The 15,813-nt window shown below is 46.8% G+C and carries 16 protein-coding genes; 9 read left to right on the top strand and 7 right to left on the bottom strand.

Features of this window, described 5'->3' with window-relative positions:
* Nucleotides 1-437 precede the first annotated feature (437 nt).
* Complete coding sequence (locus tag FN782_RS03380) at nucleotides 438-1,628, bottom strand: NRAMP family divalent metal transporter (protein ID WP_142504745.1); 1,191 nt, start codon at nucleotides 1,626-1,628, stop codon at nucleotides 438-440.
* 170 nt (nucleotides 1,629-1,798) lie between these two features.
* Nucleotides 1,799-2,560, bottom strand: coding sequence for a 5-oxoprolinase subunit PxpA (locus FN782_RS03375; protein ID WP_142504380.1), 762 nt, complete (start codon nucleotides 2,558-2,560; stop codon nucleotides 1,799-1,801).
* A 326-nt stretch (nucleotides 2,561-2,886) separates the two neighbouring features.
* On the opposite strand from FN782_RS03375, the gene accB reads away from it, so the two are divergent.
* The 6 genes from accB to FN782_RS03345 all read left to right on the top strand — a co-directional run bounded on the left by accB (nucleotide 2,887) and on the right by FN782_RS03345 (nucleotide 7,746).
* Nucleotides 2,887-3,369, top strand: a complete 483-nt coding sequence (gene accB / locus FN782_RS03370) for an acetyl-CoA carboxylase biotin carboxyl carrier protein (RefSeq protein WP_142504379.1) — start codon at nucleotides 2,887-2,889, stop codon at nucleotides 3,367-3,369.
* Nucleotides 3,370-3,386: 17 nt separating this feature from the next.
* The gene (accC, locus tag FN782_RS03365) at nucleotides 3,387-4,730 is read left to right on the top strand and encodes an acetyl-CoA carboxylase biotin carboxylase subunit (RefSeq protein ID WP_142504378.1); all 1,344 of its coding nucleotides are present in this window, start codon (nucleotides 3,387-3,389) and stop codon (nucleotides 4,728-4,730) included.
* 112 nt (nucleotides 4,731-4,842) lie between these two features.
* A complete protein-coding gene (locus FN782_RS03360) occupies nucleotides 4,843-5,607 on the top strand; it encodes an IclR family transcriptional regulator (RefSeq protein WP_142504377.1) in 765 nt (254 codons plus the stop codon).
* Nucleotides 5,608-5,631: 24 nt separating this feature from the next.
* Nucleotides 5,632-6,378 carry a 5-oxoprolinase subunit PxpB gene (gene pxpB / locus FN782_RS03355; protein ID WP_142504376.1) on the top strand — a complete coding sequence of 249 codons (747 nt, stop codon included), beginning with the start codon at nucleotides 5,632-5,634 and terminating at the stop codon, nucleotides 6,376-6,378.
* Nucleotides 6,375-7,385 carry a 5-oxoprolinase subunit C family protein gene (locus FN782_RS03350; RefSeq protein ID WP_142504375.1) on the top strand — a complete coding sequence of 337 codons (1,011 nt, stop codon included), beginning with the start codon at nucleotides 6,375-6,377 and terminating at the stop codon, nucleotides 7,383-7,385. The genes pxpB and FN782_RS03350 overlap by 4 nt, the downstream gene beginning before the upstream one ends.
* Nucleotides 7,386-7,536: 151 nt before the next feature.
* Nucleotides 7,537-7,746: a magnesium chelatase subunit ChlI family protein gene (locus FN782_RS03345; RefSeq protein ID WP_142504374.1), complete on the top strand. Its 210-nt coding sequence runs from the start codon at nucleotides 7,537-7,539 to the stop codon at nucleotides 7,744-7,746.
* A gap of 131 nt (nucleotides 7,747-7,877) precedes the next feature.
* Here the strand turns inward: FN782_RS03345 and FN782_RS03340 are convergent, their stop codons facing one another.
* The 4 genes from FN782_RS03340 to FN782_RS03325 all read right to left on the bottom strand — a co-directional run bounded on the left by FN782_RS03340 (nucleotide 7,878) and on the right by FN782_RS03325 (nucleotide 12,671).
* Entirely contained in the window at nucleotides 7,878-8,552 is a 675-nt protein-coding gene (locus FN782_RS03340) for a DUF4386 domain-containing protein (RefSeq protein WP_142504373.1), read from the bottom strand.
* A 106-nt stretch (nucleotides 8,553-8,658) separates the two neighbouring features.
* Nucleotides 8,659-9,630 carry an NAD(P)-dependent alcohol dehydrogenase gene (locus tag FN782_RS03335; RefSeq protein WP_142504372.1) on the bottom strand — a complete coding sequence of 324 codons (972 nt, stop codon included), beginning with the start codon at nucleotides 9,628-9,630 and terminating at the stop codon, nucleotides 8,659-8,661.
* Nucleotides 9,627-9,896: a hypothetical protein gene (locus FN782_RS03330; protein ID WP_142504371.1), complete on the bottom strand. Its 270-nt coding sequence runs from the start codon at nucleotides 9,894-9,896 to the stop codon at nucleotides 9,627-9,629. The genes FN782_RS03335 and FN782_RS03330 overlap by 4 nt, the downstream gene beginning before the upstream one ends.
* Before the next feature lie 198 nt (nucleotides 9,897-10,094).
* Nucleotides 10,095-12,671 (bottom strand): winged helix-turn-helix domain-containing protein, encoded by a 2,577-nt coding sequence (locus tag FN782_RS03325; protein WP_484177355.1) that lies wholly within the window; start codon nucleotides 12,669-12,671, stop codon nucleotides 10,095-10,097.
* A gap of 383 nt (nucleotides 12,672-13,054) precedes the next feature.
* On the opposite strand from FN782_RS03325, the gene FN782_RS03320 reads away from it, so the two are divergent.
* The 3 genes from FN782_RS03320 (at nucleotide 13,055) to mleCBF (ending at nucleotide 15,258) form a co-directional block, all read left to right on the top strand.
* Nucleotides 13,055-13,381, top strand: coding sequence for a PadR family transcriptional regulator (locus FN782_RS03320; RefSeq protein ID WP_142504369.1), 327 nt, complete (start codon nucleotides 13,055-13,057; stop codon nucleotides 13,379-13,381).
* 4 nt (nucleotides 13,382-13,385) lie between these two features.
* On the top strand, nucleotides 13,386-14,126 hold the full coding sequence (locus tag FN782_RS03315; RefSeq protein WP_142504368.1) for an HAAS domain-containing protein: 741 nt from the start codon (nucleotides 13,386-13,388) through the stop codon (nucleotides 14,124-14,126).
* Between the two features lie 289 nt (nucleotides 14,127-14,415).
* The gene (gene mleCBF, locus FN782_RS03310) at nucleotides 14,416-15,258 is read left to right on the top strand and encodes a CBF family alpha/beta fold macrolide esterase (protein WP_142504367.1); all 843 of its coding nucleotides are present in this window, start codon (nucleotides 14,416-14,418) and stop codon (nucleotides 15,256-15,258) included.
* A 66-nt stretch (nucleotides 15,259-15,324) separates the two neighbouring features.
* Here the strand turns inward: mleCBF and FN782_RS03305 are convergent, their stop codons facing one another.
* Nucleotides 15,325-15,774 carry a carboxymuconolactone decarboxylase family protein gene (locus tag FN782_RS03305; RefSeq protein ID WP_142504366.1) on the bottom strand — a complete coding sequence of 150 codons (450 nt, stop codon included), beginning with the start codon at nucleotides 15,772-15,774 and terminating at the stop codon, nucleotides 15,325-15,327.
* Nucleotides 15,775-15,813 lie beyond the last annotated feature (39 nt).

Below are 15,813 nucleotides of genomic sequence, written 5' to 3'. Positions count from 1 at the left end.
GGTCGATCGGTAGGTCAGCCATATCTATGGACCATAATTCACGTTAGGAAGAATTCATGTATGATTAAATCTGTGGATGTCGTGCCGGATCACGGGTATGAATATGGATTTTCTGTAGTCAGGAAATCATCATTACTTGAATCTGAAAAAAGCAACCCATCGCACAGGCGAATTGGGTTGCTTTTTTCAAAGTATGGCTCGGTGAGTGGCCTCATTCTTGAACCTAAAGGGATGATTCCTTCAAGATATGAAGTTCAGTTTTTGCGAAAGGGAGCACGATGATGACTATAATTAATAAAAGAATATTCGAAAATATAAAAATAACTAAAAATTTACTGGTGGTCTTCTTGAGTCATGCCACTGCTGAAAGAAAGAGAAGAGTGACCTTCTGCTGGATGATCGATACATAAAGGCCAATTCGTGCCTTGAAAATCCACTTATGAAAACAGCTTGGGGATTTGATTGATAAGCGTGTATCCTCCCATATAAGTCATCATAAGAGCGACGGCCGCACCGAACAGCGTCATCCAGAGCGGATGTTTGTAATCGCCGACGATATTTTTCTTATACGCAGCAATCAAGATCGTTGTGAGTGTGATCGGCAAAATCAGACCGTTAATCGCACCGGCCAGTATCAAGACGTTGACGGGTTTTCCGATCGCCGCGAAAACAAACGTTGAGATGATGATAAAACTGATGATTACCCACTTTTGATTTTTCTCGATCTTATCGTTGAATGTGCGGATAAACGATACGGAGGTGTAAGCTGCGCCGATTACAGAGGTGATCGCTGCCGCCCACATGACAATACCGAATATTTTATACCCGATATCTCCAGCTGCCAGCTTGAACACCGATGCTGGAGGGTTGGAGGGATCGATCGCAAGTCCTTTTGCCACAACGCCGAGTGCCGCCAAAAACAAGACAGTTCGCATAACACCCGTAACCAGGATGCCAGATACCGAACTTTTTGTCACTTCAGGTATTGCCTTTTTCCCGCGAATTCCTGCATCAAGCAGACGATGACCGCCCGCAAAAGTGATGTAACCGCCAACCGTACCTCCGACGAGGGTTACAATGGCCAGCATATCAACCGTATCGGGAACAAAACTTTTTGCTACCGCTTCTCCCACGGGAGGCGTGGCTGTAATCGCGACATACACCGTAAGAACGATCATGATACTCCCGGCGATCAGTGTTACCCGGTCCATGAGTTTGCCCGCGTCTTTGAGCAGGAAAATGGTGATGGCAACAACGGCACTGATGATCGCTCCCGTCACCGGCGACACGCCTGTCACGACGTTAAGCCCCAACCCTGCACCGGCGATGTTCCCGATGTTGAAAGCAAGGCCGCCAAAAACGATCAGAACCGCCACAAAGTAGCCCAGTCCCGGAAGGAGCGCATTGGCTATATCCTGCCCGCGTTTCTCGGAAACGGCTATGATTCGCCATACGTTTGTCTGGGCTCCAATATCCAATAGGATGGATATCAGGATGACAAATCCGAAGCTCGCGGCCAATTTTTGTGTAAACACCGTCGTTTGCGTTAAAAAACCAGGGCCGATTGCAGAAGTGGCCATTAAGAAAGCTGCTCCCAACAACGAGCTCCATGTTGATTTTGACGACATTTTTCCATTGGCTTTGTTTTTTATTTCCTCCGTCGGATTCATTCCTTCTTCCTCCTTTGTTGTATGGATGTCGTCGCGCGATGCTTTCTGACGAAAGCGTCTCATGTGTTCGGTCGATAGGGTACGTCTTTCGTCACTCTGGATGTAATCGGTTTCAACATTTCCCTTTATCACCGTATTGACGCTGTCAGTGCGATGCCCTCTAATGAAAGCGCCTCATGTATTCGGCTGGCGAACGACACGGCATGGCTTCCGTCACCATGGATACAAACGGTTTCCGCAACAATCGGAATGTCACTGCCTTGCTGTGAACGGACTTTCCCATCTTTCACCATGCGGACAACCTGCTTGACTGCCTGTTCGGGATCGTCGATCAAAGCACCCTTGGCACCGCGGGGAGTTAGGCTCCCATCTTCCTGATAGGTCCGGTCTGCAAACACTTCACTGGCGGTTTTCAACCCGATCCGTTTCCCGGAATGAATCAATTCGCTTCCCGACAGGCCGACAAGAATCAGTTCCGGGTTTACATGATAAACAGCCTCCGCGATGGCATCCGCCAGTTTGCTGTTTCGAGATGCCATATTGTACAGGGCTCCGTGCGGCTTGACGTGGCGCATCGTGCCTCCCTTTGCCCGAATAAATGCATCGAGCGCTCCAATCTGATAAATGACCCAATCATAAGCTTCCTGTGGTGAAATGTCCATGATCCGCCGACCAAAACCGTACAAATCGGGCAATCCCGGATGCGCTCCGATGGCGATTCCGCGCTCAAGGGCAAGGTTTACCGTATTGTGCATTACCCCTGGATCCCCAGCATGAAAACCACAAGCAATGTTCACTGATGTTACGTACGGTACAATCTCGGCATCCCTTCCCATCTTATAAGCACCGAAGCTTTCTCCAAGATCGCAATTCAAATCAATCCGAAACATTTTGCCCTCCTTGTCCGTGTTTTGTTCCGTAATTCGGAATTTTAATTCCATTTTACGAATACGCCTTTAGTATAGTCGAATGATGTCGAATAGACAAGCTATTAAGACATATGAAATAACATCCTTTAAATCCAAATAATGGAAAATAGGGTGATTCCTCAAATGGAACCGGACGCTCTTCGATTAGCCTTTACACATATTGCTTTTTTATAACGGGCTGGCTATAATAAAAAAGAGTCCGAAAAATGAAATTAAAATTCCGAATATAGGAATGAACAGGGTTCGATCTTCTGAGAACATTCAGATACGAGTAAGGAGAGGAATGTATGATCCCTTATCGAGAGTTGCAAGACATCATTCAATTGGTCTGTCGGTCCCCCATTCAAAACTTTCATTACTCCGACGATACGTCGAAGATCCTCATTGAAAAAACGGGGCCAACGGCAAAGGTCGCCCAAGAAGACGTTGAACATGAAAATTGCCCGTCACAGTTGGAAGCGCTTACTCCAGAGCGGTCGAATGATCCTGCGGCAGATGACAAAGCGAAGGAAAAAAAGAATGATACCGACTTCTTGGAAATTGTTTCACCCATGGTTGGGACGTTCTATTCTTCGTCTGAACAGGATGCTCCTCCTTTGGTAAACATCGGGGACAAGGTTCATCCCGATTCCGTGGTCTGCGTTTTGGAAGCGATGAAGATGTTTTCGGAAGTACCATCAACAGTAAGCGGAGAAATCGTTGAAATTCTCGTTCAAGACGGTCAACTTGTGGAATACGGACAACCTCTGTTCCGGGTTAAATCTTTGTAAAGAAAAGGGGGAACGACGTGTTTAATAAAGTTATGGTTGCCAATAGAGGCGAAATCGCCGTGCGTGTTATCCGCGCCTGCCAGGAGATGGGGATCAGGACGGTTGCCGTTTACTCTGAAGCAGACCGTGAGGCACTTCATGTAAAGATGGCCGACGAAGCTTACTGCATCGGTCCGACCGCTTCGAAGGACAGCTATCTGAATGTGCCCGCCTTGATTGCGGTTGCCGAAAATGCCGGAGTTGACGCCGTTCATCCAGGATATGGATTTTTGGCCGAAAATGCCGACTTTGCCGAAACATGTACGGCATTTGACATCGTTTTTATCGGACCGCGCCCCGAAGCGATCGAGAAAATGGGAGATAAAGCGGTCGCCAAAGAAACGATGAAGAATGCGGGGGTGCCTGTCGTTCCGGGGACGGATGGGTTGATTGAAAGCCCGGAAGAGGCGGTCCGGATTTCCGCCGACATCGGATATCCGGTCATTGTCAAAGCGACGGCCGGAGGTGGCGGTAAAGGGATGCGAGTGGCGAATGACGAGGAGCAATTGAAAGAAGCGATTCGACAAGCGCAGAAAGAAGCGGATTCCGCCTTCGGCAATTCGGGGGTTTATTTGGAGAAGTATCTGGAAGGGCCAAGACATGTGGAAATTCAGATTATGGCTGATCGACAGGGGCACGCGGTCTACCTTGGAGAGCGGGATTGTTCGATCCAACGGCGCCATCAAAAGCTGGTCGAAGAGGCTCCTTCACCTGCGATCGACCGACAATTGCGGGAAGAAATGGGCGAAGCGGCAGTGGCGGCCGCCAAAGCAGTAGACTATGAGGGTGCCGGAACGGTAGAGTTTCTTCTGGATCGACATGGACGATTTTATTTTATGGAAATGAACACCCGTATCCAGGTGGAGCATCCGGTGACAGAGCTCATTACCGGAATCGATCTCATCAGGGAGCAAATCGCTGTTGCGGCAGGACAACCTCTTTCTTTTTCCCAAAACGATGTAAAAATGAACGGTTGGGCGATTGAGTGCAGAATCAATGCCGAGAATCCGGGAAATCAATTTATGCCTTCGCCCGGTGAGATCTTGACATATCGGCCTCCTGGAGGATTCGGTGTAAGAGTGGATACCGCTGCATATGCAGGTTATCAAATTACGCCATTCTATGATTCAATGGTGGCCAAGGTGATTGTTTGGGGAACGAATCGAGAGGATGCCATCCGGCGGATGAAACGAGCTTTGGGTGAGTTTGTAATAGATGGGATCAAAACAACGATCCCGTTTCATCTAAAACTGTTGGAGAACGAATCGTTCGTCAAGGGGGATTTTGACACAAAGTTCCTTGAAACCTGTGAAATAGAATAATAGGGTGATCCGCTGTCATTTCACAATTCATCCGTTTTCATGTATTCTCGAAAGGAGAGTTAAAAGCATGCGTTCACCATATTAACGAATTCTCAGATAAGGAGAAAATTCTATGCAGCACAAAAATAAAACGGTCATGAAAATGATGGAGGTTCTGAATTTATTTCTTACACATGAAGAGCTTAACCTGAATGAGATGGTTCAATTGTCAGGGTTACCGAAGACATCGGTGTTCCGAATGGCCGGGACACTGGAGGATATGGGATTTCTCAAAAAGGATGAGAATGGAAAATATTCGCTTGGATTGCTCTTCCTGCAGTTCGGGCAACTGGTTTCTTCACGACTTGGTATTCGGAACATTGCGTACCCTTATATGGAAGCGTTGAGGAACGAGATTGACGAAGCGGTTAACCTGGTCATTCGAGATGGTGATGAAGCGATCTACATTGAAAAATTGGATACCAACCAACCGGTCCGGGTCTATACTCAGACCGGCAGAAGAGCTCCGCTGTATGCGGGAGCGTGTCCACGTATCATTTTGGCTTACGCTTCAGACCAGGAAATACTGGAGTACATGAACAATACGGAGCTTCGTCGATACGCTTCGGGAACGATTACCGATAAAGAACAATTGATGGAAGTGCTGCGGAAGTCCAAAAAAGAGGGATATTCCATCAGTCATTCGGAGTTGTTTGATAATACAACCGCCGTGGCCGCGCCAATATTCGACGCGAACGGAGCGATTGCGGCTGGCCTGAGCATCGTGGGTCCCGATGTGCGCATTCAAAGTGAACATTTACCGGGTATAATAGCTAAGGTCAAACGGACGGCCAGCCAAATTTCGGAAGAGCTGGGTTGGAAGAATACGATTGGATGAGGTGAGGTTGTGCCTGACATCACGATGAAAGAGAAATGGGGTTACGAGGTGTCTCCTCTTGGGGATACGTCGGTCATTGTTCAATTCGGAACAGGGATCAACGAGGTGTCGCACCGCAATGTTCTGGCTCTGACTTCTTATTTCGAAGAGCATCCATTTCCGGGTATGATTGAGATTGTTCCCGCATTCACCACCGTTACGATCTTCTATGATCCGATGAAGCTGTATGATCCGTTTCCTGTGGAGGAGCGCAAACGAACAAGCGTCGGATCACCTTACGATACGGTCTGCAGTATACTGGAGCGGATTGTCCCCAAATTGGATCGAACGGTTCGAGAAACTGAAAGAGTCATTCACATCCCTGTGTGTTACGGCGGGGAACTGGGGCCGGATCTCGACGAGGTGGCCCGCTCTCATCATATGACTGCGGATGAGGTGATTGAAATTCACTCCGGTCAGGAATATTTGGTTTATATGATTGGTTTCGCGCCTGGTTTTCCTTATCTTGGGGGGATGTCTGAGCGAATCGCCACCCCAAGGCGACGCTCACCTCGAATGGCGATACCGGCTGGTGCCGTTGGAATCGGAGGAAGCCAGACAGGGATTTACCCGATATCCACACCGGGTGGATGGCAAATCATCGGGAGAACTCCGCTCCGGCTGTTTCGGCCGGAGCATCAAACACCAAGCTTGCTGAAAGCGGGAGATAAAGTCCGTTTCCAGCCGATTGGGCTTGATCAATATAAAGAGTGGAATGAGGATCAGTTATGAGCATAAGCGTTTTGCGTGCAGGTCTTCTGACAACGGTTCAGGACAAAGGACGTTTTGGATATCGAAAAGAAGGCGTCATTGTAGGTGGAGCAATGGATTTATTCGCGCTTCGCATCGCCAATCTTCTGGTTGGCAATGAAGAAGGGAAAGCGGCGTTGGAAGTAACGTTGATGGGGCCTTCCATTTTGTTCGAAACTGAAACGCTCATTTCCATTTGCGGTGGCAACCTGACCCCTTCGGTAGGTGGAAAAGAACTTCCTCTATGGCGTCCGGTTTATATCCAGGCTGGTCAGATGCTGGAGTTCGGGGCATGCCAATCGGGAGCCCGTGCTTATGTGGCCATAGCGGGAGGGATCGAAGTTCCTGAAGTCATGCAAAGCCGCAGCACCTATCTTCGAGCAGGGCTCGGAGGGCTTGAAGGTAGGGCGTTAAAAGAGGGAGACAAGTTATATAACGGCACTCTTACCGAACGGTCGGCTGCCTATATGGAATATATGGCTTCAAATGCCGGTTCCCAGCCTTTTCAAGCGGCCGACTGGTATGTCGGGGATCGCCAATTTCCGGCATACGCGAAAAATCCGGTGATCCGTGTCTTGCGCGGACGTGAATTCGAGTGGTTTACCGAAGAAAGTCAAGAAACGTTTTTTACCGCGCCGTTTCGAGTGACGTCTCAATCCGATCGGATGGGATACCGGCTGAAAGGGACGAAGCTTGATCTAAAAGCGGAAAAGGAAGTTGTTTCCGAAGCGGTTACATTTGGGACGATTCAAGTGCCGGCAGAGGGGGATCCGATTATTTTAATGGCGGATTGTCAGACGGTTGGAGGGTATCCCAAAATCGCGCAAGTGGTGTCGATGGATCTTCCCGTACTCGCCCAGGTGAAGCCGGGGACAACCGTTCAGTTCAAGGAAGTCTCGCTTCAGGAGGCCGAGGATCTGTATATATGGAAGGAGATGGAATTCGGAAAGATGGCGAAGGGAATTGAACTGTTTTTAAGCAACATCTAAGTGCGATGGTTCATCCATTTTATCGTAGGTCGCTTCCTCTTCATTTTCACGACTGAAAAAGTGATGTTGAGGGGATTCGGTGATTGAAAATCCATGCTGTTGGATAATCGGATTAAACGCTTCAAAAAAGCAAAATCAGGTGATTCATTCCATGGCAAAATCCCTTCCAAACGTCTCCAGCTATCTTTTTATCGGAGGCTTGGGAGTACTTCGATCCTGGCTTGTCCGGACTCTTGACCGCATTCTCAAACTTTCCCGCACGATCGCCGACCTGGCAGAGGTAACAGACATAACCGCCCATCAGGAAGCTGAAGCGATCCAGCACCAGACTTTGGATCAGAAGTGGTGGGAGTGGAGGTGATTGTTGGTTTCGTTTTGCGTGGAATGGGTTTCTTGATCGTTTAGCATATATTCAATCTTTACCGTAAGACCGTTTCTGATAATAGTAACTCCCCTGCCTTGGGCATGGGGAGTGATCAAATAATGATTTTTTTAACGTTCGGATGTTCGTCTCGTTTCATTGAAGCCTTTTATGATCAACCATATTGGGAAAATCAGTTCAAATAATGCCCCTGGGAGATACAGGATGGTTTTTATATCCAAACCGATAACTCCTAAACAGCTGCTTGCCAACAATGATGTATACCCCATAAGACCTATGACAGATATCAACCGTGGAACCAATTTTGATTGATATAATAAATAACAAAACATCAGACTGCCAAGGCTAAGAGCGAACATAGCCAAATCAAAGGCCAAATAATGGGCATGGATGGCTATATTCGCTATCGTTTGATAATATGATTTCCCCGAAGCTCCCGCGTGTATAAATTCTTGACTTAATGCTAATAGCACTAGTGGGCTGATGACACTTACAATAATCAGTACAGACTCAACCACTCTCGTACCAAAATACCCAAGTGCAGTCGCTTCATCATGTTGTTTTAAAATTGGAAAGATCGACCATGCAATACCCACAACGATAACGGCAGTCATTAGCTCAAAGAATACCCCACCAATCACTTTCGATTTGTTTGGATCGAGATGGTCAAGAAAATGTGGACTGTTGAGAACAGAACCTAAAAGCCCGCTTCCGATCATAAAGGTAGCCGTTGAAGTAAGAATCAACAGTCCTACCGTTATGGCAATCTTTCGGTTTGAATTCATTTTCTCCTCCCCTTTGGTTTATAATTCTCAATATTTCGTTATTTAAAAATCAACGTTTGCTGGATCTCCTTTCAAAACTCAATGCTAAACCGTGTAATCGAGATAGCTATTTCACAGTGATAACAACTTTTCCCCGTGCATGTCCTTCTTCCAGATACCGGATCGCTTCAGGTACTTCATGTAAGGGATAACGTCGATCGATCACAGGCATTATCTTTCCCCCCTCAACAAGCTCTTTTAAAAAGACCAGATCCTTATGTCTGGGTTGTGCCATCAAGTTACCCATTTTTTTACTCCCCAGCATAGATATCCACGGTCCCAAAAGGATGGCCTGAAACATCTGCGCATTGGAACCTCCTGTCATAACATAGGTTCCTTTGCTACCTAATGCACGTCTATAATTGAAAATCGGATGATATCCATTCGCAGCAAGAATCAGATCATAAGACTGCCCATTTTGAGTGAAATCTTCTTGTGTGTAATCAATGACGTGATCGGCACCAAGCGAGCGGATCATATCCATTTTCCCTGTGCTGCATACGCCTGTGACTTCGCCCCCGAATAATTTTGCAATCTGTACCGCAAATGTACCCACACCTCCCGAAGCACCATTGATTAAAACATGTTGTCCTTTCTGTATGTGTCCCTGATCACGTAACCCTTGTAAGGCGGTTCCTCCTGCGGTTGGTATGGCCGCCGCTTCTTCAAACGATAGATTGGCAGGTTTCAGTGCAAATACATTTTCATGGGCGCATACATACTCAGCATAACCACCAAAACCACACCCGAACAGGTCAGCAAATACCTCGTCACCGACCTGAAACTGTGTGACGCTACTTCCCACCGCTTCAACCCGTCCCGCTACATCAGAACCGAGAACCTGGTTTTTTGGTTTTAGAATTCCGTATATGAAGCGAACCAGGAAGGGTGTACCTCTCAGAAGATGCCAGTCGCCTGCATTTGCAGAAGCGGCATGAACGTTGACCAGTACTTCATGGTCTTTGGGGACAGGTTTTTCTATCTCTTTTAATTGAAGAATATCGGGTGATCCGTATTTTGTGTATACAATGGCTTTCATGAGTTCTCCTCCTGCTGTTTGACCTCTGTTGTAGTTGAATGGTCAGGTGCAACACATATAACTGAGAGCAATGGCATTCCTAAATCACGGACTTTTTTCAGCAGACCATACAATGCGGCCTGATCCACCATCGGGCCAGTTAAAAGCGTATCGCCGTTTTTCTCCAGAGAGACGGTCAAACCCTTAAACCAGTCTGTCCACTCAGAACCTAAATGACCCTTGATCCTGATTTGATAGACCATCGGTTTACTTAATTGATTGGACATGATTCAGCACCTTTTTAGCCTAAGTCTTGGTAATTTACGGTGAGTATACCTTCCACACGGTATTAAGGTATAGATACTTTAGTATGGTTTTTGATATGGTTGTGAGCGATTTGTAATGTAATTACTGTGAGGGCAGGGGGAGTAATGATTTTTGCCCGCAGTTCTTGATAAAGTCTGCGGGCAAACGGAAGCTTAGGCTTAGAGCAGACCCAACTCGCGGGCACGTGCGACCGCTTCGGTGCGCCGTTGGACCTGTAGTTTGCCAAAAATCCTCCGGTTGTGCCCTTTGACTGTACTTAAAGCGAGGAAAAGCCGTTCACCAATCTCACGGTTTGAAAGTCCCTGTGCAATCAGTTGTAATACTTGTAACTCGCGTTCACTCAACGGTTCAATAAGGGGTTGAACAGGAGAATTGGGGAAGGATGAGGATTTGTTTTCGCGCTTCTGTTCCTCAGTTTCAAACGCATCCAACAATGTATCGATATACTCTGGCATCATTCCATGATCAGCTGCTTCGGACAATAGCCGAGCCATCGAAATCCCCTCGTCAATAAACAGGCGGATGAAACCGCCCGGTTCTGCCATTGTCAGCGTTTCCCCCAGCTGTTGCACAGCCTCGTCCTTTTCGCCATGCGCATGTAGAGCAATCGCCTGTAGTACCATGACTTTGAGCCGTTCATCCTCCCAACCCTTTGCCTCTGCCTGCTGGCGCAATGGTTCAAGCACCTCCAGGGCTGTGGATGTATCTCCTTGGGCCAGATGTACCCGGACTTGGCTGATGGGGAGTTTGTGTCTTTGAGCCAGATCAGCGGCGGCCACTAGATGGCCCTGGTGAAGTAGCGTGAACACTTGTTCGGCAGCAACCTTAGGTATCTGAGACACGAAGTGATGTTGGCGTGCCAGTTGTTCAGTCTTGGCTAACTTAGCGGCTGCACCGGCCACATCTCCTTGAGCTAGTTTCAGACGGGCGAGAAACACCTTACAGGCAACGATTCGATCTGTGTTTTCCAGTTGCTCCGCCAGCTGGATGCTCTGTTGTCCGTGCTGCAGAGCGGCATCCATGTCGTTCCGTTCGTAAAATATACGGGCCAGACCAAGATGCGCTTCACAGGCAACTGGCAACGGCGGATCACCTGCCAGTTGCAAGGCACGTCGGTAGGTTCGGGTCGCCAGATCAAGCTGATTGTCGGCTTCCTGTAAGTTGCCAAGGCCGATAGTGGATAGGATGGTGACGATGATATGTCCAATCCTTTGGCTGATCGATAGGGCTTCGGTATAGGCTTTGCGGGCTGCGTCACGGTCTCCTTGTAAATGGTAGGCATACCCCAGCGCCCAGGTTGTGGCAGTGCGGACAGGCAGATTATCGGGGTGGAGATACTCCAGGGCGCGGTGTGACTGGGTCATGATCGTTTCTACCTGGTGCTGAGTGACGGCCATCGTAGCCCGAATGGCGGCAATATGCCCTATGAGATCTTGGGTCTTCTCGCCAGGAACGGCCCCTTGTAGAGCAGTTTCGGCAGCCTGCAGTTTCTGTTCCACACCGCTCAGTTGCCCGACCATCAATAATGCTGAGGCATACATGACCCAGAGCGAGGGCTTCGCATCCAGTACCGTTGTTGGCAGTGATTTCAACCAGTTGACAACAGGGATTACGGCCCCACGAAAGTGCAAGGGGAGTCCTTTTCCTTCGATTAAGCGAGCTGAGCGTTCAACATCATCGGCGGCAGTAGCATGGTGAAAAGCTTCAATCTCCAGACCATTGTCTTCATACCATAGACTGGCACGCATATGTAATTCGTTTATCCCCTTGTCCCCTAAACTCTGGTGCAGTCGTTGCCGTAGCAATTCAGCAAAGAGATGGTGGTAGCGGTACCAACGTCGCTCGTTATCTAAGGGGATGACGAACAGGTTGGCATGTTCGAGATGTTCCAACGTTTCTTGCCCGGAGGGTGAAGGAGAGAATCCCCCCCTCTTGGCTCCTTCGCGCAGAACAGCATCACAAAGAGGACTGCACAGGCGGTCAAGGATGGATGTGTGCAACAAGAATGTCTGAATGCTTTCAGGTTGCTGTTGCAGAACCTCTTCAACGAGATAGTCCAGTATGAATTGGTGGGTACCGGTGAAAGAGGTGATGAAATTGTTGATGTCTTTATGTCCCTGTATTGAAATCGCGGCCAACTGCAAGCCTGCAATCCAGCCTTCGGTGCGAGTTGCAAGTATCGCAGTATCTTCCGGAGTGAGGTTGAGACCCATCACCTGATGGAGAAAATCGCCAGCTTCAGAGGGGGTAAAACGCAAGTCTGCAACGCGCAGTTCAGTCAATTGATCCTGAACGCGTAACCGGGCCAGGGGGAGGTGTGGGTCCTCACGAGTGGAAATAACGATGTGCATCTGAGGTGGCAGGTGCTTAAGCAAAAAAGTAAGCGCATGGTCAATCGATTTGGTATCAATGACGTGATAGTCGTCAAGTACGAGAATGAAAGGGTCCGGGGTGGCGGTGATTTCATTGATCAGAGTCGTCAGAATCGACTCGGTTGGTGGAGATTGAGGGGATTGGAGTATACGAAACACGCTTTCTCCGATATTCACCCCAATCGTCCGCAATGCGGCGCAGAGGTAGGTTAGAAAACGTTTTGGATCGTTATCTCCTTCGTCCAGCGACAGCCAGGCGACCGGCCGCTCGCATTCATGAAGCCATTCGCTGACCAGTGTGGTTTTACCAAACCCGGCGGAAGCCGAGATGAGAGTTAGTTTGCGGTGCAGACCATCATTCAACCGCTTAGTCAGACGGGGGCGAAGGACCATTTTAGGACGTGGGGAAGGGATATATAATTTCGTAGCTAAAATTGGCGTATTCATAGATCAATTATATCACAAGCATTTTTTGAGAGTGTAGATCGGGCAGGGATGTTACGATTAAAAAACAACCGACTCTTCAAGGAAACAAAGGGACGGATGGGTTTAATAAACCGAGTAAAAGCGATATAAGCGCGAAATGATACAACAGTGAAGGGGTTTTGAGAAGCGTTTGTTGAAAATGAATCTCTTGCATATCATTTGGTTATATGTTAAGTTGCAACTATAATGTATTGCAAAATAGTTGTTATTTTTTTGTGTAACTATATTGCAAAACAAGTTAGATGCAGGGAGGTAATGATTTGTCTTCCAGTCAAATACTAAAAGGAATTTTGGAGGGTTGTCTGCTATCGATTATTGCAAAGGGAGAAACTTATGGATATGAAATAATAGGAAAATTATACAATTACGGATTTACAATGGTAAGTGAAGGAAGCATTTATCCATTGTTACTTCGTATGAGAAAAGAGGGACTTGTGACGACGAGCCAAAAAAATCTTCCTTCGGGAGGTCCCAAACGAAAATACTATTCCTTAACCGCAAAAGGAAGAAAAGAGTTGGAAGCATTTAAAGAAAGATGGGACGAAATCGCAGGTTGTGTCAATAAACTGTTAGAGGAGGAAGGCTGATTTTATGAGCATATCAAAGGAAAGTCGTGAGTTTATAGAAGATTTAAGGCTTTATCTGATTTCCAGTGGAAAAAATGAAAAAGAGATTGAAGAAATCGCTGGAGAATTAGAAGATCATTTATATGAAGCGGAAAAGGACGGAAAAGACATAAATGATATCATTGGAAAAACACCCAGAGAGTATATGGAACAATTAGCAAATGAAATGTCTTTTGACTTTAAAGGTTTGTTAAAATTTATACCGGTTACGATTCTGGGGGCAATTTCTTATATTTTAATGGGAGATGCCCTGCGTGGAGAAATGGAATACTCGTTACTCGATTTGATCGGTTATCCATTTATCTTCCTGTTTACTTTGTTTCTTTCAGCAACGTCATTTAAGTATGTCGCCAGCAACGAGATCTCCAAAACAAAGGAATGGTTGATATTTTGGATTGTTGGCTCTACTCCAACGGTTTTGTTTCTCGCTTTCATCTATTGGAATGAAAATTATGATCCAGTAACTTATCAAGTTGGAACGGTTGGAAATGTCATTGCGATTGTACTTTCTATTCTGATATTTATTGGGATATCGATTTGGAACAAAAGCTGGGTTTTCATTATTATTCCGGCTATTCTCTTTTTACCACAAGTCCTTATCGAGCAAACCAGCCTAGAGGAGAATACAAAGGTTATATTGACCGGTATTTTTATTCCTGTTTGTATTATGGTTTATTCTCTCATTGTAATCAGAAGGGAGAAATAGAATGGGAACCTGTTCTCCTTAGTTTTTGAGAAGTCTCTTCTTACTAATATCCATCCGTTTGCTCAGAGGCGTTTTGTCGAGGTTCATGACAAAGTAGTGGAGGGGCGATTTCCGTCTCCGATCTGTTTCCTCCAGCAAAGAAGCGGAATCAGTCGCTCCACCCCCTCCGTTCGCAACCAACGGACAAAAGGAGAGATATTAAGCTAGTTCTTAATCTTTTTGTTTATTTTGGGAAGGAATCTTTTAAGTTGACGGAGAAAAATGCAAGGTATTAAAGGGAGGTAAACACATGAGTGAACAGATATTTAAAATAAATAATGTGGAGATATGTACAGAAAGTTTTGGAAATCCTAAGGATCCTGCGGTGCTGTTAATTATGGGAGCAATGTCTTCATTAGACTGGTGGGATGAAGACTTCTGTCTTCGCCTTGCTGATCAGGGCAGATTTGTCATTCGGTACGATCATCGTGATGTTGGACGATCTACCACTTATGCGCCTGGTACTTCCAACTATACAATAACAGACATGGCTGATGATGCGGTTGGAGTCCTGGATGCTTATTCGATCACGCAGGCTCATATCGTTGGCATGTCTTTGGGTGGTATGATCAGCCAGATTCTTGCCTTGAGATATCCAGAACGCATACATACGCTTACGATTATTGCATCAAGTGTGTTCGGAAAAGAAATGGAAAAATTACCTCCAATGGGACAAGCTATACTGGATTACCATGCGAAGAGTGATTCCATCGATTGGTCAAATCGGGAGGCGGCCATTTCTTATCTGGTGGATGGCTGGAAAGCTTCAAGTGGCTCAAAACCTTTTGAGCGGGAGAGATTGTATAAACTAGCGGAGAGAGAGGCATCCCGCGCCAAACAACTACCAAGCAGATTGAATCATGCCATGTTGCAAGGTGGGGAGGAGTATTACGATAGAATGGGCGAGATTAGCGTACCGGTGCTTATTATCCACGGCACAGAAGATCCAGCTCTATCATACGAGCATGGGCTTGCTCTTGCGAAAGCCATTCCCCATGCTGAACTGGTGACTCTTGTTGGATCAGGCCATGAGATTCATAGTGAAGACTGGGATCAAATTGTGGACTCAGTTGTCAGGCTTAGTTCACGATAAAAAAGTACCATCCGTTTGCTTAAGAACAAAACGCCTCCAACACGGAGGCGTTTTGTCTCATGACGTTTACTGATCAAAACATCCCGGAAACATGCCTGTTGCCACTCCAAGACGGTTCCAGCCATTGATTGTATTGATGGCCATGACTAAAGTGACAAACTCTTGCTCGTTAAAATGGGAGCGGACATTTTGGTATACAGAGTCGGGTAAACCCTTTTCAGATAAGAGCGTGAGGGCTTCCGTCAATTCGAGGACAGCCCTTTCCTTTTCAGTATAGCACGGGGCTTCCCGCCAGGCTGTCAGAAGATAAATCTTCTGTTCAGATACTCCCATTTTCAGTGTATCCTTTACATGCATATCGATGCAAAAGGCACAGCCGTTAATTTGAGATGCGCGGATTTTGATCAACTCATAAAGTATGGGGTCCAGTCCGCTTTCTTTTACAAAGGTCTCCAATTTCATCATGGTGTTGAGCGCTTTGGGGTTGGCTTTCCGATGGTCCATACGAAGTTTCATCACATATACCCTCCTGTATTAAAGAATGCCTTACATCCA

The organism is Melghirimyces algeriensis, assembly GCF_900182565.1.
Lineage (GTDB): Bacteria > Bacillota > Bacilli > Thermoactinomycetales > DSM-45169 > Melghirimyces > Melghirimyces algeriensis.
This window is presented reverse-complemented; position numbering and strand designations above follow the sequence as displayed.